At 66.1% G+C, this 17,999-nt stretch carries 20 protein-coding genes; 1 reads left to right on the forward strand and 19 read right to left on the reverse strand.

Going from position 1 to position 17,999, the window contains the following annotated elements:
* Positions 1 to 67: 67 nt before the first annotated feature.
* Complete coding sequence (flhF, locus tag FSV73_RS19570; protein WP_145010118.1) at positions 68 to 1,396, reverse strand: flagellar biosynthesis protein FlhF; 1,329 nt, start codon at positions 1,394 to 1,396, stop codon at positions 68 to 70.
* Positions 1,397 to 1,406: 10 nt separating this feature from the next.
* Positions 1,407 to 3,506 (reverse strand): flagellar biosynthesis protein FlhA, encoded by a 2,100-nt coding sequence (flhA, locus tag FSV73_RS19575; RefSeq protein ID WP_260856124.1) that lies wholly within the window; start codon positions 3,504 to 3,506, stop codon positions 1,407 to 1,409.
* A gap of 250 nt (positions 3,507 to 3,756) precedes the next feature.
* Here flhA and sodC point away from each other — a divergent pair, with 250 nt between their 5' ends.
* Positions 3,757 to 4,284 (forward strand): superoxide dismutase family protein, encoded by a 528-nt coding sequence (gene sodC, locus FSV73_RS19580; RefSeq protein WP_145010125.1) that lies wholly within the window; start codon positions 3,757 to 3,759, stop codon positions 4,282 to 4,284.
* Here sodC and flhB read toward each other — a convergent pair.
* The 17 genes from flhB to FSV73_RS19665 all read right to left on the reverse strand — a co-directional run bounded on the left by flhB (position 4,277) and on the right by FSV73_RS19665 (position 17,994).
* Entirely contained in the window at positions 4,277 to 5,425 is a 1,149-nt protein-coding gene (gene flhB, locus FSV73_RS19585; protein WP_145010128.1) for a flagellar biosynthesis protein FlhB, read from the reverse strand. The genes sodC and flhB overlap by 8 nt on opposite strands.
* A gap of 12 nt (positions 5,426 to 5,437) precedes the next feature.
* Positions 5,438 to 6,214: a flagellar biosynthetic protein FliR gene (gene fliR / locus FSV73_RS19590; RefSeq protein WP_145010131.1), complete on the reverse strand. Its 777-nt coding sequence runs from the start codon at positions 6,212 to 6,214 to the stop codon at positions 5,438 to 5,440.
* A 3-nt stretch (positions 6,215 to 6,217) separates the two neighbouring features.
* Complete coding sequence (gene fliQ, locus FSV73_RS19595) at positions 6,218 to 6,487, reverse strand: flagellar biosynthesis protein FliQ (protein WP_027597972.1); 270 nt, start codon at positions 6,485 to 6,487, stop codon at positions 6,218 to 6,220.
* A gap of 27 nt (positions 6,488 to 6,514) precedes the next feature.
* Positions 6,515 to 7,312: a flagellar type III secretion system pore protein FliP gene (gene fliP, locus FSV73_RS19600; RefSeq protein ID WP_145010134.1), complete on the reverse strand. Its 798-nt coding sequence runs from the start codon at positions 7,310 to 7,312 to the stop codon at positions 6,515 to 6,517.
* Positions 7,309 to 7,722: a flagellar biosynthetic protein FliO gene (fliO, locus tag FSV73_RS19605; RefSeq protein ID WP_145010137.1), complete on the reverse strand. Its 414-nt coding sequence runs from the start codon at positions 7,720 to 7,722 to the stop codon at positions 7,309 to 7,311. The genes fliP and fliO overlap by 4 nt, the downstream gene beginning before the upstream one ends.
* A gap of 3 nt (positions 7,723 to 7,725) precedes the next feature.
* Positions 7,726 to 8,181: a flagellar motor switch protein FliN gene (fliN, locus tag FSV73_RS19610; protein WP_145010140.1), complete on the reverse strand. Its 456-nt coding sequence runs from the start codon at positions 8,179 to 8,181 to the stop codon at positions 7,726 to 7,728.
* 55 nt (positions 8,182 to 8,236) lie between these two features.
* Positions 8,237 to 9,208, reverse strand: coding sequence for a flagellar motor switch protein FliM (fliM, locus tag FSV73_RS19615; protein WP_145010143.1), 972 nt, complete (start codon positions 9,206 to 9,208; stop codon positions 8,237 to 8,239).
* An 8-nt stretch (positions 9,209 to 9,216) separates the two neighbouring features.
* Complete coding sequence (fliL, locus tag FSV73_RS19620; protein WP_145010146.1) at positions 9,217 to 9,738, reverse strand: flagellar basal body-associated protein FliL; 522 nt, start codon at positions 9,736 to 9,738, stop codon at positions 9,217 to 9,219.
* Positions 9,739 to 9,863: 125 nt separating this feature from the next.
* Positions 9,864 to 11,267 carry a flagellar hook-length control protein FliK gene (locus tag FSV73_RS19625; RefSeq protein ID WP_145010149.1) on the reverse strand — a complete coding sequence of 468 codons (1,404 nt, stop codon included), beginning with the start codon at positions 11,265 to 11,267 and terminating at the stop codon, positions 9,864 to 9,866.
* 78 nt (positions 11,268 to 11,345) lie between these two features.
* Positions 11,346 to 11,702, reverse strand: a complete 357-nt coding sequence (locus tag FSV73_RS19630; RefSeq protein WP_145010152.1) for an Hpt domain-containing protein — start codon at positions 11,700 to 11,702, stop codon at positions 11,346 to 11,348.
* A gap of 51 nt (positions 11,703 to 11,753) precedes the next feature.
* Positions 11,754 to 12,197, reverse strand: a complete 444-nt coding sequence (gene fliJ, locus FSV73_RS19635; RefSeq protein ID WP_145010156.1) for a flagellar export protein FliJ — start codon at positions 12,195 to 12,197, stop codon at positions 11,754 to 11,756.
* A 6-nt stretch (positions 12,198 to 12,203) separates the two neighbouring features.
* A complete protein-coding gene (fliI, locus tag FSV73_RS19640; RefSeq protein ID WP_145010159.1) occupies positions 12,204 to 13,550 on the reverse strand; it encodes a flagellar protein export ATPase FliI in 1,347 nt (448 codons plus the stop codon).
* Positions 13,540 to 14,319 carry a flagellar assembly protein FliH gene (fliH, locus tag FSV73_RS19645; RefSeq protein WP_145010162.1) on the reverse strand — a complete coding sequence of 260 codons (780 nt, stop codon included), beginning with the start codon at positions 14,317 to 14,319 and terminating at the stop codon, positions 13,540 to 13,542. Before fliH ends, fliI begins: the two co-directional genes overlap by 11 nt.
* A 67-nt stretch (positions 14,320 to 14,386) precedes the next feature.
* Complete coding sequence (gene fliG, locus FSV73_RS19650; protein ID WP_145010165.1) at positions 14,387 to 15,397, reverse strand: flagellar motor switch protein FliG; 1,011 nt, start codon at positions 15,395 to 15,397, stop codon at positions 14,387 to 14,389.
* Positions 15,384 to 17,192 carry a flagellar basal-body MS-ring/collar protein FliF gene (gene fliF, locus FSV73_RS19655; protein ID WP_145010168.1) on the reverse strand — a complete coding sequence of 603 codons (1,809 nt, stop codon included), beginning with the start codon at positions 17,190 to 17,192 and terminating at the stop codon, positions 15,384 to 15,386. The genes fliG and fliF overlap by 14 nt, the downstream gene beginning before the upstream one ends.
* Positions 17,193 to 17,206: 14 nt before the next feature.
* Positions 17,207 to 17,548: a flagellar hook-basal body complex protein FliE gene (gene fliE / locus FSV73_RS19660; RefSeq protein WP_132832054.1), complete on the reverse strand. Its 342-nt coding sequence runs from the start codon at positions 17,546 to 17,548 to the stop codon at positions 17,207 to 17,209.
* A gap of 143 nt (positions 17,549 to 17,691) precedes the next feature.
* A complete protein-coding gene (locus FSV73_RS19665; protein ID WP_145010171.1) occupies positions 17,692 to 17,994 on the reverse strand; it encodes a ComEA family DNA-binding protein in 303 nt (100 codons plus the stop codon).
* Positions 17,995 to 17,999: the final 5 nt, after the last annotated feature.

Genomic DNA, 17,999 nt, shown 5'->3' on the forward strand with positions numbered 1-17,999 from the left:
GTCACACTTTAGACTAAGTGCATTTGGCGTGCCCAGGCATGCAATGCACCACTACCGTTCGTCTGCGCTAACCGGCGCGGCGGGCATTGCTTTGGTACAGACCGGCGAACATCCCGGCCATGGTTTCTTCGCTCGGCTCTTCCGGCGCCTGCAGGCTCACCGCACGACTCACCAGCTGGTGGCTGCGGGCCGGATGCAGGTCGTCCGGGATGCGCGGGCCGTCGGCGATATAAGCCACCGGCAGGCGCTGGCTGATGGCCAGGCCCAGGGCTTCGCCGAGGCTGGCGGCCTCGTCCAGCTTGGTCAGCACGCAACCGCTCAGGCCGCAGCGGCGATAGCTGTGGTAGGCGGCCTTGAGCACCTGGCTCTGGCTGGTGACACCCAGCACCAGGTAGTTGCGAATCTTCAGCTGGCGGTTGGCCAGGGCTTCGAGCTGGGCCTTCAGCGCCGGATCGTTGGCGGGCATGCCCGCGGTGTCGATCAGCACCAGGCGCTTGCGCGCCAGGGGCGCCAGGGCCTGGGCCAGGGACTGGCCCGGATCGACCAGGGTCACAGGTACGTCGAGGATGCGGCCGAGGGTCTTGATCTGCTCCTGGGCGCCGATGCGGAAGCTGTCCATGCTGACCAGGGCCAGGCTCTGGGGGCCGTACTTGAGCACGTAGCTGGCGGCGAGCTTGGCCAGGGTGGTGGTCTTGCCCATGCCGGCCGGACCGACGAAGGCGACGATGCCGCCCTCCTCCAGGATCTTGGCGTCGGTGGTCTTGGCCAGCTGGGCGAAATTGGCCAGCAGCATGCGCCAGGCGTGGCGCGGGTCCTGGATCTTGGCGACGCTGTCGAGCAGGTGGCGGGCCAGGTCGGCCGGCAGGCCCATGCGCTGCAGGCGGCGCCAGAGGCCGGCCTGCTGCGGACGGGTGGACTGCACCTGGGTCCAGGCCATGGAACCGAGCTGGACTTCCAGCAGTTCGCGCAGGCCACTGAGTTCGCTGCGCATGGCTTCCAGGGCGCGACGGTCTTCCGGCGCGGCGCTGGCGGCAGGAGCGGCGGCGGCCGACTGGGCGGCGCGGGGGGCGTCGAGCAGCGGCTCGCGACGGCTGTCGGCAGCGCTGATGGCGCCGAGCAGCTGCTTGTCCTTGGGCGCGGCCGAGGGCACACCCGGTGCGCGGATGCTGAGGTCGGCATGGGCCTGGGCGATCTTCGCGTGGGTCTTGCGCAACTCCGCCTGCAGCTCCGCGTTGGGCGCAGCCGGTGCGGGAGCCTGGTAGTCCAGCGCCGCGGTCAACTCGACCCCGCCGGCGACCCGGCGGTTGCTGAGAATGGCGGCGTCGGGGCCCAGCTCGTCGCGTACCAGCTTCATGGCTTGACGCATATCGGCGGCGAAGAAACGTTTGACTTGCATGATCTAGACCTCAGCCATTCTGGCCAACGGTAGCGACGATGGTGACCTGCTTGTTGTCCGGAATTTCCTGGTAGGCCAGTACACTCATGTTCGGCGCCGCCATCCGTGCGAAGCGGGACATCATCCCGCGGATCGCACCGGCCACCAGCAGCACCACTGGCTTACCCATCATTTCCTGACGCTGCGCCGCCTCGACGAGGGAACGCTGCAGTTTTTCAGCCATGCCAGGCTCGAGGAACATGCCGTCCTCGGCGCCTTGACCGGCCTTCTGCATACTACTTAGCAACATCTGTTCCAACCTTGGCTCAAGGGTGATAACAGGCAGCTCAGGCTCCATTCCAACGATGTTCTGGACGATTGCGCGCGATAGCGCGACCCGCACGGCACCGGCAATGGCGGCGGGATCTTGACTCCGCGGCCCGACATTGGCGATGGCTTCGGCGATGGTGCGGATGTCGCGCACCGGCACCTGCTCCTGCAGCAGCTGCTGGAGGATCTTGAGCAGGGTTGACAGGGAGACGATGCCGGGAACCAGCTCCTCGGCCAGCTTGGGCGAACTCTTGGCCAGCACCTGCAGCAGTTGCTGGACTTCCTCGTGGCCGATCAGCTCGTGGGCGTGCTTGAAGAGGATCTGGTTGAGGTGGGTGGCGACCACGGTGCTGGCGTCGACCACGGTGTAGCCGAGGGACTGGGCCTGGTCGCGCTGGGTGACGTCGATCCAGACGGCTTCCAGACCGAATGCCGGATCCTTGGCGGCGACACCATTGAGGGTGCCATAGACCTGGCCGGGGTTGATGGCCAGCTCGCGGTCGGGATAGATCTCGGCCTCGGCGACGCTGACGCCCATGAGCGTCAGGCGATAGGCGTTGGGCAGCAGGTCCAGGTTGTCGCGGATGTGCACCGACGGCATGAGGAAGCCGAGGTCCTGGGAGAGCTTCTTGCGTACGCCCTTGATCCGCGCCAGCAGCTGGCCACCCTGGTTGCGGTCGACCATGGGGATCAGGCGGTAGCCGACTTCCAGACCGACCATGTCCACCGGGGTCACGTCGTCCCAGCCCAGCTCCTTGGCCTCCGCCGGACGCTGCACCGGTGCCAGTTCCTGCTGCTTCTTGGCTTCCACCTCGGCGGTCTGCTTGGCCTGGCGCTGACGCTTGTAGATCATCCAGGCACCGGCGGCGGCGCCACCGCCCAGGCCGAGGAACGGCAGGTGCGGCATGCCCGGCACCAGGCCCATGGCGATGATGATGAACGCGGACACCGCCAGCGCCTTGGGCGAGGCGAACATCTGGCGGTTGACCTGCTGGCCCATGTCCTCGGCGGAGGACACCCGGGTAACCATGATGGCGGCGGCCACCGACAGCAGCAGCGAGGGGACCTGGGCGACCAGGCCGTCACCGATGGTCAGCAGGGCGTAGATGCGCGCGGCGTCGCCGAACGGCAGGCCGTGCTGGGCCATGCCGATGGCCATGCCGCCGATGAGGTTGATGAAGAGGATCAGCAGGCCGGCGATGGCGTCACCGCGGACGAACTTGCTGGCACCGTCCATCGAGCCGTAGAAGTCGGCTTCCTGGCCCACTTCGGTCCGGCGCTTCTTGGCTTCGGCCTGGTCGATGATGCCGGCGTTTAGGTCGGCGTCGATGGCCATCTGCTTGCCGGGCATGGCGTCCAGGGTGAAACGGGCCGAGACCTCGGAGATCCGGCCGGCACCCTTGGTCACCACCACGAAGTTGATGATCATGAGGATGGCGAACACCACCGCACCGACCACGTAGTTGCCGCCGACCACCACCTCACCGAAGGCCTGGATGACCTTGCCCGCGGCATCGTGGCCGTCCTGGCCGTGCAGCAGCACCACACGGCTGGAGGCCACGTTGAGCGCCAGGCGCAGCAGGGTCGACACCAGCAGGATGGTCGGGAAGACGGCGAAATCCAGCGGCCGCAGGGCATAGACGCTGACCAGCAGGACCACGATCGACAGGGCGATGTTGAAGGTGAACAGCACGTCCAGCAGGAACGGCGGCATCGGCAGGGTCATCATGGCGAGCATCGCCAGGACGGCCAGCGGCACGCCCAGGTTGCCACGGGCCAGACCGCGCATGTTGCCCATCATCAGGGATTTGTCGACTTTCACACCCATTCCTCGCTTGGCGGCGCCGTCGTCACGGAAAGTTGACGCAGCGCACTGTTCGCAGGGGCTTGAGCAAGCTCCGGGCCAACTGCTCAACACCTTGAATCAGCGAGGTTTTCCACGGGTGCTACAGGACTGGTAACGGATCGCTCGCGGCGCTCGCTGAACCGCGCGGGAAGGACGCGGGTCTGTCTAGGACCCGCGCTAGCGCGCCCATCGGAGCATCATCACCATGAAAATCTGGACCGCGACGCTGTTGGCCACCTGCCTGGCCGGTACCGCCCAGGCCGCCGACTCCCTGAGCATTCCCATGAACAAGATCTCGACCGACGGCGTGGGCGAAAGCGTCGGCAGCGTCCAGGTGACCCGCTCCAAGTACGGCCTGGTGTTCACGCCCGAGCTCAAGGGCCTGGAACCTGGCATCCACGGCTTCCATGTGCATACCAAGCCCAACTGCGGCCCGGCCGAGGTGGATGGCAAGACGACCGCCGGAGGCGCCGCGGGCGGCCACCTCGATCCGCGCAACACCGGCAAGCACAGCGCGCCCTGGTCGGATGACGGCCACCTGGGAGAATTGCCGGCTCTGTACGTGACGGCCGATGGCCAGGCGACCCAACCGGTGCTGGCCCCGCGCCTGAAGCGCCTGGAAGAACTCAAGGGCCATGCCCTGATGATCCACGCCGGCGGCGACAACTACGCCGACCAGCCCAAGCCCCTGGGCGGTGGCGGCGCCCGCATCATCTGCGGCGTCATCAAGTAGGAGCCTTGCCCTGCTCGTCCCGTCGCAGATCCTGCGGGATGGGCAGGTCGGCGAGCTTGGGCTTGCGGCCGCGCCCGGCGCGGAATTGCCGGAGCTGATAGACGTAGGCGAGTACCTGGGCCACCGCCACGTAGAGACCGGCGGGAATTTCCTGGTCCACGTCGGTGGAGTAGTACACCGCCCGCGCCAGGCCGGGCGATTCCAGCAGCGAGACCTGATGCTCCTGGGCGATCTCGCGGATCTTCAGGGCGGTGAAGTCGCTGCCCTTGGCCACCAGCACCGGGGCCCCGCCCTTGGCCGCATCGTATTTCAGCGCCACGGCGAAGTGGGTCGGGTTGGTGATGACCACATCGGCGTTGGGCACCTCCGCCATCATCCGCCGCTGGGCCATCTGCCGCTGCATCTGGCGGATCTTGCCCTTGACCTCCGGCTTGCCCTCGCTGTCCTTGTACTCGTCCTTGATCTCCTGCTTGGTCATCATCAGCTTCTTGCGGTTGCTGAAGATCTGGAAGGGGACGTCGATGGCGGCGATGATCAGCAGGCCGAAGGCCAGCAACAGGGTGGCATGGCCGACCACCTGGATGCTGTGCAGCAGCGCCTGCTCTACCGGCAGTTTGGCGATCTGCAGCAGCGCCGTGCGCTCGTTCATCAGCACCAGCACCGACACGCCGAGGATGATGAAGAACTTGCCCAGCGCCTTGAGCAACTCCACCAGGGAATTCTTGGAAAACATCCGGGTGATGCCGGACAGCGGGTTCATCCGGCTCGCCTTGGGCGCCAGCACCTTGCTGGAGAACAGGAAGCCGCCCAGGGCGATGTGGCCGACGATGGCCGCGATCACCACCAGGACGATCATCGGCAGCATGCCCAGCATCGCCGCCTTGCCCGAGGCCAGCAGGAAGGTGCCCATGAAGCGCTCGTCCATCACCTCTTCCCGGCGGAGTGAGAAATTGGCGCGCATCACTTCCAGCAGCTTGCCGCCGAGGAAGGCGCCATACATCAGCAGGCCACCCACCCCCGCCAGCATGACCGCCACGGTGCCGAGTTCGCGTGAGCGCGGGAGCTGACCCTCCTCCCGAGACTCACGCTTGCGTTTCTCGGTGGGGTCTTCTGTCCGGTCTTCGCCATCGGATTCAGCCATGCGATAGCCCTCCTAGCGGGCTCGGGCGAGTTCGCGCAGCCATTGCAGCGCCTCGCTGGCGAGACTTTCGTAATGGGACAGGATATCCGCGGTACCGAGCCAGACGATCACCATGCCCAGCACCACGATCAGCGGCATGCCAACGGAAAAGATGTTCAGCTGGGGCGCCGCGCGGGTCATGATGCCGAAGGCGATATTGACTACCAGCAGCGCGGTGATCGCCGGCAATACCAGCAGGATTCCCGCACCTATCACCCAGCCCAGGCGACCCGCCAGCTGGCGGAAGTGCTCGACGCTCAGGGTGTCGCCCACTGGCAGGGTGACGAAGCTTTCCGCGAGGATCTCGAAGACCACCAGGTGGCCGTTCATGGCCAGGAACAGCAGGGTCACCAGCATGGTGAAGAACTGGCCCATCACCGGTGCCGAGGCGCCGTTGACCGGATCGATCATGGACGCGAAGCTCAGGCCGGCCTGGGTCGAGATGATCTGCCCCGCCACCACGAAGACATGGAAGAACAGCTGCAGGCTGAACCCCATCACTGCGCCGATGAGGATCTGCTCGACGATCAGCGGCAGCGCCTGGACGCTGATGGCGTCCACCTGCGGCATGGGCGGCAGCGTGGGGACCAGCACCAGGCTGAGCGCCAGCGCCAGGTACATCCGCACCCGCACCGGGACCAGGGTGGTGCCGATGATCGGCATGGTCATCAGCAGCGCGGCGATGCGGAACAACGGGAACAGGAAGCTGCCGACCCAGCCGCCGATCTGGGCGTCGCTGAGCGCGAGCATGGGCTAGCCGATCAGCCGCGGGATGTTGGCGACCGAGGTCTGGATGAATTCCATCAGCTGCCTGACCATCCAGGGCCCCAGGACGATCAGCGTCAGCAGGGTGACGATCAGGCGCGGCAGGAAGCTCAGGGTCTGTTCGTTGATCTGGGTCGCGGCCTGGAACACCGCCACGATCAGGCCGACGATCAGACTCGGCACCACCAATACCGCCACCAGCAGGGCGGTGAGCCAGAGACCCTGGCGGAACAGATCGACGGCGACTTCAGGGGTCATTGCGCTTCTCCACGCTTAGGGGCACCGCTAGACGGTGCCGAAGCTACTGGCCAGGGTGCCCATGATCAGCGCCCAGCCGTCCACCAGCACGAACAGCATCAGCTTGAACGGCAGGGAGATGATCATCGGCGACAGCATCATCATGCCCATGGCCATCAGCACGCTGGCGATCACCAGGTCGATGACCAGGAAGGGAATGAAGATCATGAAGCCGATCTGGAAGGCGGTCTTGAGTTCGGAGGTGACGAAGGCCGGGACCAGGATCGACAGCGGCGCCTGGTCGGCGCTGGGGATGTCGGTGCGCTTGGACAGCCGCATGAACAGGTCCAGGTCCGATTGCCGGGTCTGCCCCAGCATGAAGTCCTTCATCGGCACCTGGGCGCGGTCGATGGCATCCTGGGCGCTGAGCTGCTCGTTCAGGTAGGGCTGCACGGCGGTGGTGTTGATGCGATCGAACACCGGCGCCATGATGAACAGCGACAGGAACAGCGCCATGCCCACCAGCACCTGGTTGGACGGCGTAGTCTGCAGGCCCAGCGCCTGGCGCAGGATGGCGAAGACGATGACGATGCGGGTGAAGCTGGTCATCAGCATGACGAACGCCGGGATGAAGCTCAGCGCCGTCATGATCAGCAGGATCTGCAGGCTGACCGAGTACTCCTGCTGGCCCTGGGCGTTGGTGCTCAGGGTGATGGCCGGCACCGACAGCGGATTGCCCTGCCCGGCCTGCTGCGCCAGCGCCAGGGGCGCGAACAGCAGCACGGCCAGCCCCAACAGCCACCCCAGGTTACGGCCCAGGCCGGCCGGTAGACGCGAAAGGGTCATGGCTTCGCCTTGGGGTCGCGGCTGATGAGTTCCAGCAGCCGCTGGGCGAATTCCGGCGGCGGCGTATCCGTCTCGCCCAGCCGTACCGGCTCGCGCAGGGTGTGCAGCGGCGTGATGCGGCCGCCCGCGACGCCGATCAGCAACTGCTCCTGACCGACCTGGACCAGCACCAGGCGCTCGCGCGGACCCAGATGCTGGGTCGAGATCACCTTGATCGCCTGCTGGCCTCGCGGGCCCTGCTGCTGCACGCGGCGCACCAGCCAGGCCAGGCCGAGGATCAGGCCGATGACCAGCAGCAGGCCCAGCAGCAACTGCCCGAGCTGGGCCCCTACATCCAACCCCGGGCTGGTGGCTTCGGCAGCGCGCGCGGTCAGGGGCAGGAGACCCAGCGGCAGGAGCAGACTCTTCATGGATCACCGCAGCTTCTTGATACGTTCCGTAGGACTGATGACGTCGGTCAGCCGGATCCCGAATTTCTCGTTCACCACCACCACCTCACCGTGGGCGATCAGCGTACCATTCACCAGCACGTCCAGTGGCTCGCCAGCCAGACGGTCGAGCTCGATCACCGAGCCCTGGTTGAGTTGCAGCAGGTTGCGGATGGAGATGTCGGTGTGGCCCACCTCCATGGAAATGGTCACCGGAATGTCCAGGATCACGTCCAGGTTGGGACCTTCCATGCCGCTCACCGCCAGGCCGCCACTGCTGTGCCCGAATTCCTCGACCGGTGCCTTGGGTGGCTTGGGGGCTTCCACCTGGGTGCCCTGGGCCATCAGGGCGTCGATGTCATCCTGGCTGGCATCGCCGGCCTCGACCAGGGCCGCGGCCCATTCGTCCGCCAGGGCTTGTTCTTCGGGGTTGTCTGCCATCGTCTGGGTCTCGTGCTACGCCGGGCCTCGGCCCGAACGGAAAAACTGTTTTCGCTCAGCGACTGCGGCTGACCGGTTCGAGGATCTGCAGGGCCAGGTTGCCCTTGCGCGCCCCCATCTTGACCTTGAAGGTCGGCATGCCATTGGCCCTCATCAGCATTTCCTCCGGCATCTCCACCGGAATCACATCGCCGGGCTGCATGTTGAGGATATCGCGGAGTTTGAGTTGGCGCCGGACAACCGTCGCCTCCAGGGGTACCCGGACATCCAGCAGGTCCTCGCGCAGGGCTTTGACCCAGCGCTCGTCCTGGTCGTCCACGTCCGACTGGAAACCGGCGTCGAGCATCTCGCGGATCGGCTCGATCATCGAATAGGGCATGGTCACGTGCAACTCGCCGCCGCCACCGTCCAGTTCGATGTTGAAGGTGCTCACCACCACCACTTCGCTGGGGCTGACGATGTTGGCCAGCGCTGGGTTGACCTCGGAGTTCATGTACTCGAACTGGCAGTCGAGCATGGCGCCCCAGGCTTCCTTGAGGTCGATGAAGCACTGGTCCAGCACCATGCGTACCACGCGCAACTCGGTGGGGGTGAATTCGCGGCCTTCGATCTTGGCGTGGCGGCCGTCGCCGCCGAAGAAGTTGTCCACCAGCTTGAACACCAGCCGGGCGTCGAGGATGAACAGCGCGGTCCCGCGCAAGGGCTTCATCTTGACCATGTTGAGGCTGGTGGGCACGTACAGCGAATGGATGTACTCGCCGAACTTGGTGACCTGCACGCCGCCCACGGACACGTCCGCCGAGCGCCGCAGCAGGTTGAACATGCTCACCCGAGTGTAGCGGGCGAAGCGCTCGTTGATCATCTCCAGGGTCGGCATGCGTCCGCGGACGATACGATCCTGGCTGGTGAGGTCGTAGCCCTTGATGGTGCCCGGCTCGGCATCGGTCTCGGTCTCGACGATGCCATCGTCGACCCCGTGCAGCAGGGCATCGATTTCATCCTGGGAGAGCAGATCTTGCACGGCCATGGGGTTTCCTATTGCAGGACGAGGTTGGTGAACAATACCTGTTCGATGGCCGTCTGGCCGGTCAGTTTCTTCGCCAGCTCCTGAACCTTGCTGGTCGCCTGCTGGCGCAGCATTTCCTTGCCGACCGGGGTGATCAGGCTATTGAAGTCCTGCCCGGAGAAGAGCATGACCAGCTGGTTGCGGACCTGGGGCAGTTGCGCCTTGAGCGCATCCATCTGCGCCTGGTCACGTCCCATCAGGGTGACCGTCACCTGCATGTAGCGCTGGCGACCCTCGGCGTTGTAGTTGACCACGAAGGCCGGTACCAACGCCTGGTAGACCGCCGCCAGGTGCACCGGCGCCGCCGGCGCGGCTGCCGCCGCGTGTTCCGGCTCGGCGCCCTTCTTGCCGAGCAGGAACCAGGTCGCGCCCACCGAGGCGCCGATGACCAGCAGCAGGGCCACGACGATGATGATGATGAGCTTGAGCTTGCCTTTGCCCTTGCCTTCCGCGGCGGCACCCTCTGCCGCGGGCGCCTGCTTCTTCGCCATAGATGCTCGACCGAATCCTGTGCCAGGCGTCACTCTCCACGAGTGACGCAGCTAACTTATTGATACGAAGGGGATATAGCAGGTACAGCGAGGACTGTCACCTGGCGCCCGGCAGCTCGTTGGCCTCAGGCGTAGTAGTCGACCAGGCTGCGGGCCGCCAGGCTGGTGGTGCCGCGGGTCTCCGCCACGCTGGCCACCGGCTCCTCTTCGCTGCCCCCGGCGACGCCGCCACGTCCCCGCCGCGAGCCCTCCTGCTGGGTACCCTGCTGCGCCTGCTGCCAGCCCTGACCGGACGACTGGTCGGAGACGTTGACGTTGGCCAGGTTCATGCCCTGCTGGGCGAAGAGTTCGCGCAGCCGCTGGCTGCCATTGTCCAGGGCCTCCCGGACGTCGGCATGGGGACTGGCGAAGGTGACCTGGGTCTGGTCCTGGGTCATGTCGATGCGGACCTCCAGCTTGCCCAGCTGCGCTGGCTCCATCTGGATGTCGGCAGTCTTGAGGTTCTGGCTGGACATCCACATGACCTTGTCCACCACCGCCTCGCTGAAATTGCCGGCCTGGGGATTGAGGGCCTGGCCAGGCGCCGTGGCGGTGACCGGGCGAGCGGTTGCCGCCGGCGTACTGAGCGCCTGCGACAGGGCCGTGAGCTTGTCGGCGAAGGCCTCGCTCTTGCTCGGCACGGCGGCGTCCTTGGTGTCGCTGGAGTCCAGGGTCGCGACCAGGGCCGCGCTGGCGGCCTGGTCGGCCCCGGGAACGGGCGCCCCATCGCCTGGCAGCAGGCCCTGTAGCTGGGTCGCCGCCAGGTTGTTGGCGGCGTTGCCCGCCTTGCCGGCCTCGCCCTGACCGGGTGCTAGCTGGCCGAGCAGTTGCGCCAGACCATCGGCCTGGGCCGCCTGGTCACCGGGCTGGGCCGTGGTGGCCGCGGGGCCGGTCGCGACGCCGGCGCTGGCCTGGGTGCCCCCGGTCACCGCCGTGCCCAGGAGCATGGCCGGATCGAGGGTGGGCGTGTCGGTGGTGGTGACCGCGCCGGCCGTCGCCGTGGTAGCGGGCGCCGGTGCTGCCGCGGCGGGGGTCGCCGTTGGCGGGAACTGGCCGGTCATGCCGAGCAGGAACAGCGGATCCAGTACCGCCGTAGCGGGCTGCTGGGGATTGTCGCCCTCGGCCACCGGCAAGGCCTTGCCGGTATCGTCGGCAGCGGTTGCCGGCGGCTGATCGCTCGTTGCCGCCGCATCCGCCGGTGACTTGGCGTCCGCGTTACGGTCGTCATCGGCGGAGCGCTTGACGTGATCGTCGCCGTCCCGCGCGCGCGCGGCGTCGCCCTGGCGCGTCTGGCTCGCAGCCTTGGCGTCGTTGGGGTCACGCGGCTTCTCGCTGCGCGCGCTCTCCCGGGGTTGCTCCTGGGCGAAGACATCGGCGAAGCGCTCCTGCGCGGCTGGACGATCCTGCGCGGAAGGTGTCTTGACGGTGCCCCGGCCGGCAGTGACGGCGGAGGTCGTGGTGTTCAACAGGAAATCGGGCACGACGGCCATGGAATGCTCCGAATGACGGGTTTTCCGATATCTAGCAAGTTGCGCGCCAGTCGAAACCGCCAGGGCTTTGACGAGGATTCAGGGAGCGTAGCGTTGCCGCTCGACCCTGAACAGAATGCGGACGACGGCGAACTCGCGCTCCATGGCGGACACGCCCATGGCCAGTTCGGCCGTGGCGGCCCGGCGGCGCGCGCCCTCCTCCACGTCCCGACACAATTCCGCCAGCGGCATGGCGCCCATATTGCCGGCCGAGCCCTTGAAACTGTGCGCCAGCTGACGAACCTGCTCGGCATCGTTGGCGATCACGCTGCGCTTGAGGTCGGCGAGTCGCTCCTCGCAATCGAGGAGGAAGGTGTCGATGAGACCGGGATACTCCTCCTCCATGCAGTCGCGCAGGGCGGCGAGGGTTTCCGGATCGAGATGCGAAGAAAACATCGAGACTCTCACTGACGACGGGGCGAAGGACGGAAGCCGCCAGCCCAGGACCTAGAGATAGGCCGAGCGCGCCCGCTGGGCATACTCGTCCATCTGCTTCTGCTCGCGCTTGTCCTCGACCAGGCGCTGCTCCTGCTTGTAGCGCTCGACCAGCTTGCGCAGGCCTTCGAGGCGGGCGTAGCGCTCCTGCCACTGGGTCCGGGCCTTGGCCACCACGTCACGGTGCCACTGGGCATTGCGCTCCTGCTGCCCGATGGCTTCTTCCAGCTGGCTGAGAAAGCGCTGGTAACCGATCAGCCACTGCCCGGTGACGCCACGGCTGCCGTTGGTCACCAACCGCTGCTGATAGTCTTCGCGATAGCGCTGCAATTCACCCAGCTTGAATTCGGCCTGGGCCAGTTGCTGCTGGCACTGCCCAAGGCGCTGGGCGGCGTCGCGCTCCTCGCGCTCGCTCATCTCCACCACCGGACCCAGACGCTCGGCTCTGCCCTTCATGATCTATCAGCCTCCCAATACGGCTTGGAGATTGGCGGAACTCTGCTCCAGCGACTCGCTCTCGCGCAGGCCCTGGCGCAGGAACTGCTGCATCGGGGCGTAGCGGGCGATGGCCAGATCGGTTTCGGCGTTCCCGCCGGGCACATAGGCACCGACGCTGAGCAGGTCCTTGGCCTGCTGGTAGAGCGACCAGAGCTGCTTGACGCGCTGGGCGTTGCGCAGGTGCTCAGGGCTGACCACCTGGGGCATCACCCGGCTGATGGACGCCTCGATATCGATCGCTGGATAGTGACCTTCCTCGGCCAGCCGCCGCGACAGCACGAAGTGCCCATCCAGCACACCCCGCGCCGAGTCGGCGATGGGGTCCTGCTGGTCGTCGCCTTCCGAAAGCACAGTATAGAACGCCGTAATCGAACCCCCACCCTTTTCCGCATTGCCGGCGCGCTCCACCAGCCGCGGCAGCTTGGCGAACACCGACGGCGGATAGCCCTTGGTGGCCGGCGGCTCGCCGATGGCCAGGGCGATCTCCCGCTGCGCCTGGGCATAGCGGGTCAAGGAATCCATCAGCAGCAGGACATTCTTGCCCTTGTCGCGGAAGTATTCGGCGATGCGGGTGCAGTACATGGCGGCACGCAGGCGCAGCAAGGGCGCATCGTCCGCCGGCGAGGCCACCACCACCGCTCGCTTGATGCCCTCCTCGCCGAGGATGTGCTCGATGAATTCCTTCACCTCGCGACCCCGTTCGCCGATCAGCCCGACGACGATGATCTCGGCCTTGGTCAGCCGGGTCATCATGCCGAGCAGCACGCTCTTGCCCACGCCGGTACCGGCGAACAGGCCGAGGCGCTGGCCACGGCCCACCGTCAACAAACCGTTGATGCTGCGGATGCCCACATCCAGCGGCTCGCTGATGGGTTCGCGCTTGAGCGGGTTGATGGTGGGCCCATCCATCGGCACCCAGTCTTCGGCGCGCATGCGGCCCTTGCCGTCCAGCGCATTGCCCAGGCCATCGAGCACCCGCCCGAGCATCGACATGCCCATGGGCAGGCGGCCGGTGTCCGGCACCGGGACGACGCGAGCGCCGGGCGCGATGCCGGCCAGGCTGCCCACCGGCATGAGAAAGGTCTTGTTGCCATTGAAGCCCATCACCTCGGCTTCGACTTCCACCGGCTGGTAGCCACCGCCATTGATCAGTCGGCAGCGACTGCCCACGGCGGCACGCAGGCCTTCGGCCTCCAGGGTCAGGCCGACCATGCGCAGCAGGCGGCCTTCGATCACCGGCTGCTGCTCGACGCGGATGGCTTCATCGTAGCCGCCAAGACGGCGTTCGAAACTCAGACGCTCAAGACGCATGGGGGGCATCCTCGATATCGATGTGCAGATCGGCTTCCTGCGGCTGGGTCGCCTGGTGGCGCTGCTGTTCGGCCAGCTGCGTCAATGCCTGGGTCAGGCGGGTCTCGATGCTGGCGTCGATGACGCTGCTCTCGGTCTCGATCCGGCAACCGCCAGGCATCAGGGTCTCGTCCTCAAGGATGCGCCATTTTTCCTCGTGGCGGTCACGCAGGGCCTTCATCAACTCGAAGTCCTGGGGGCTGACCTGGATACGGATGTTCTCGGCACCCATGGGCAGCAGCTTCAGCGCCGTGCGCACCACCTGAACCAACTGACTGGAGTCTAGCGTGAGTTCGCGCTGGATGACTTCGCGGGTGATGTGGCGGACCAGCTGCACCATGCCGGCCTCCAGCGCCTGGTCCTGCTCGCCGATAGGATCGAGCAAATGACTCATCAGGGTTTCCAGGCTGGCCAGCCGGGCGGTCAGCGCCGCCTCGGCCTCCTGGCGTGCCTTGATCTGGCCGGCGTGGTAGCCGTCACGCTCGCCGGTGCCGAAGCCTTCGTTGTAGGCTTCCTGGCGGATCGCCTCCAGCTCTTCGAGGGTGATCGGCTGGACCTCTTCGACCGGCACCTCCTCGATCTGGGGTTCCGGTTGGGGCTCGGGTTCGACAGCGGCGGGCGCAGCCACTACGTCGGGCTCGTCGAAGCTGTCGAAGGCTGGCAGTCGCCAGACATCGACCGCTTCCAGGTCCCGCGCCCTGATCAGTTCGCTCGCCGCTTCTTTGCTCATTACCTGTCCGTCAGAAAACCGCTACTAACCAGACCTTAGCAAAGCGCAGGCCAATCCCCGCAAGCCGTCAGACCATTTCCTCGCCGCCCTTGCCACCGAGCACGATCTCGCCGGCATCGGCCATGCGCCGGGCCACGGCCAGCACCTCTTTCTGCGCCCCTTCCACCTCGGACAGCCGAACCGGCCCCTTGGCTTCCAGGTCGTCACGCAGCAGCTCGGCCGCGCGCTTGGACATGTTGCGGAAAAACTTCTCCTTGATACCCTCGTCGGCGCCCTTGAGCGCCAGCACCAGCACATCGGAAGACACCTCGCGCAACAGCGCCTGGATGCCACGGTCGTCGACGTCGGACAGGTTGTCGAAGACGAACATCAGGTCCTCGATCTGTCCCGACAGATCCTGGTCCGCGTCGCGGATCGCATCCATCAGCGGGCCTTCGACCGAGCTGTCCAGGTAGTTCATGATGTCGGCCGCGCGCTTGACACCGCCCAGGGCGGTGCGGGTGGTGCTGGCACTGCCGGAGAACTGCTTCTCCAGGATCAGGTTCAGCTCCTTGAGCGCCGCCGGTTGCACGGTGTTCAGCGAGGAGACGCGCAGGACGATGTCCAGCCGCACCTTGTGATCGAAATGCCCGAGGACTTCGGCCGCCTGGTCGGGATCCAGGTAGGCCACCACGATGGCCTGGATCTGCGGATGCTCGTAGCGGATCACGTCCGCCACCGCCCGCGGCTCCATCCATTTCAGGCTGTCCAGGCCACTGGTGTTCCCCCCCAACAGGATCCGGTCGATCAGGCCGCTGGCCTTGTCCTCGCCCAGGGCCTGGGTCAGCATCTTGCGGATGTAGCCATCGGCGCCGACGCCCAGACTGGTCTGGTCGCCCACCACCTCGATGAAGTCGCCCAGCACCCGCTCGACCTGCTCGCGGTTGACGTTGCGCATCTGGGCCATGGCGGTCCCGACCTTCTGCACTTCCTTGGGCCCCATGTGGCGCAGGATCTGCGCGGCATCGGCCTCACCCAGCGACAGGAGGAAGATGGCGGCCTTCTCGACCTTGGAAAGTTGCGCGTCATTCGTCGCCATTGATCCAATCCTTCACTACCTGGGCGACACGGCCCGGATCATCGTTGACCAGCTGCTTGATGGCGGTCAGTTGAGCGTCGTACCCCTCGCTCGGGCTAGGCAGCAGCAGCGGCGCCGGACCGGCCAGGCTCACCTTGTCATCGGCCAGGTCATCCGCCAGGCCATCCAGACCACCCGCCCCCAGGGCACCGGCGCCACCGGCTGCGGCCAGGGCCGCGGCGTCCTTGGTGTTGCCACCCGACAGGTTCTTCAGGACCGGGCGCAGTACCCCGAAGACTAGCACCAGGATGAAGAGTACACCGAGGGCCTGCTTGACCACGCCCCAGAACCAGGACTGCTGGTAGAAGGGAATGCTCTCGATCTCCTCCGGCTGGACCGGCGCGAAGGGCGCGTTGATCACGCTCACGCTGTCGCCCCGACTGGCATCGAAACCCACGGCATCCTGCACCAGGCGGGTGAAGCGCGCCAGGTCCTCGGTGGTCCAGGGCTGGTGACTCAGCTTGCCGGCCGCATCGACCTTGACCTGATCGTCCAGTACCACGGCGACGGAAAGTCGACGCAGCCGGCCCTGCTGTTGCCGGGTATAGCTGATGCTGCGGTCCAGCTCGTAGTTGCGGGTGTTCTGCTCACGCTTGTCGGTCGGGTACGGCAGGGTGGCCGGCAGGCTGGTCTTGCTGTCGTAGATGTACTGGTCGTTGGCGTCGCGCAGCGGCTGGCCGGGTGCGATGTAGTTGCTGCCACCACCCTGGGCGCCGGCCTTTTCCGGGGTCGAGGACGGTCCGGGCGGCTGGTTCGACAGTGCCCCTGGCACGCCCTGGGCGCCACCGCCGGAGGTCTGGCGCTGCTCGCTGTTCTGTTGCTCGCTGCGCAGGGCCGGCTGATCGGGATTGAACTGCTCCGAGGTCGACTCCACGGCATTGAAGTCCACGTCGGCGGCCACTTCCGCTTTGAAGCGACCGCTGCCCACGACCGGCTGCATGATGTTCTGCACGCGCTGGGTCAGGGAGCCTTCCATCTTGCGGGTGTAGTCGAGTTGCTTGCCGGCGATGGACAGCTCCGACAGGTTCTGCTGGTCGGACAGCAGCTGGCCCTTCTGGTCGACGATGGTGACCTGGGACTTGTCCAGTTCCGGCACGCTGGTGGCGACCAGATTGATGATGGCCATGACCTGGCCGGCGTCCAGGGTACGGCCGGGGTACATCTCGACCAGTACCGAGGCGCTCGGCTTGCGCTCGTCACGGACGAACACCGAACTCTTCGGGATCGCCAGGTGCACGCGGGCGCCCTTGATGTTGTTGAGGCTGGAGATGGTACGGGCCAGCTCGCCTTCCAGGCTGCGCCGATAGTTGGCGGCTTCCATGAACTGGCTGGTGCCCAGCGGCTGCTCCTTGTCCAGCAGCTCGAAGCCGACATTGCCGTCGGCAGGGGTGATGCCGGCAGCCGCCATCTTCATGCGGGCCCGGCCCAGGTCATCGGCCTTGACCAGCAGGGCACCGGAATTGGGGTCGACCTTGTAGCCGATGTCCGCCGCGCCCAGGGCCTGCAGCACCTGGTTGGCGTCCAGGCCGGTCATGCTGGTGTACAGCGGGCGATAATCGGGCTGCTGGGTCCAGAGCACCACGGCGAAACCCAGGGCGACACTAGCGGCCAGGCCGACCAGCAGGCCCAGCTGACGCAGCAGCGGCATGTCGGAGAGATTGTCGAGGAAGCTGAGGCCCAGCAGCGACTTCTTGGGCTTGTCTTCGGCCTCGGGTTTGGTCGTGGGGACGGGGGCGTTGGTAAGAGCGTCAGCCATGGTCTAGACCGTCCTCAAATCGACATTTGCATGATGTCTTGGTACGCCTGCACAAACTTGTTGCGTACCTGGGTCAAGGCCTGCACGGATACGCTGGCCTTCTGCGAAGCGATCATGACCTGGGTGAGGTCGACGCCGCCCTGGCCGAGTTCGAAAGCCTTGGCCATCTCGCCAGCGGTCTGCTGGGTCTCGTTAACCGAGCCGACGGCCTTGCTGAGCATGTCGGCGAAGCTCGGGCCCTGGACCTGCTCCGCACCGGCAGCGGGTGCAACCACGGCTTTCGACCGGGCCATGGCTTCGGTCTGCATGGAACGCATTTCCAGCATCAACCGATTGAACTCGACACCTTGAACCATTTGCTCTGCTCCTCTGGTACGGGAAATTGACGCCGTACCCGCTCGTGCCAGAGATAGAGCAATGCCTGTGCCAGAACTGGAAAGTCCTGTTAAAACAGTTGGTTAGGAAGTCGCGAAGACGGCAGGCTAAAGTTTCGCGACATTCAGTCGACCGTCAGCAGGGCGCGGTTGCGTTGCAGCAAGGCCTTGCCGATGCCCTTGACCTCGAGCAGCTCATCCACCGACGCAAAGGCGCCATGGGTCTGGCGGTGGTCGACGATGGCTTGGGCCTTGACTGCGCCGATGCCCCGCAACCGTTGCAGCGCGGTGACGTCGGCCAGATTGATGTTCAGCGGCTCCTGAGGGACGCTCGCCGCCGGCGTGGCGGCCAGGCTATCAGTGGGTTCGCAGGCGCTGGTCCAGGGACTGAGCACGGCCAGCAGCACGAACATCCAGACGAATCTCATCGCGG

It is taken from the genome of Pseudomonas oryzihabitans (genome assembly GCF_007665395.1).
In the GTDB taxonomy this organism is placed as follows: domain Bacteria; phylum Pseudomonadota; class Gammaproteobacteria; order Pseudomonadales; family Pseudomonadaceae; genus Chryseomonas; species Chryseomonas psychrotolerans_C.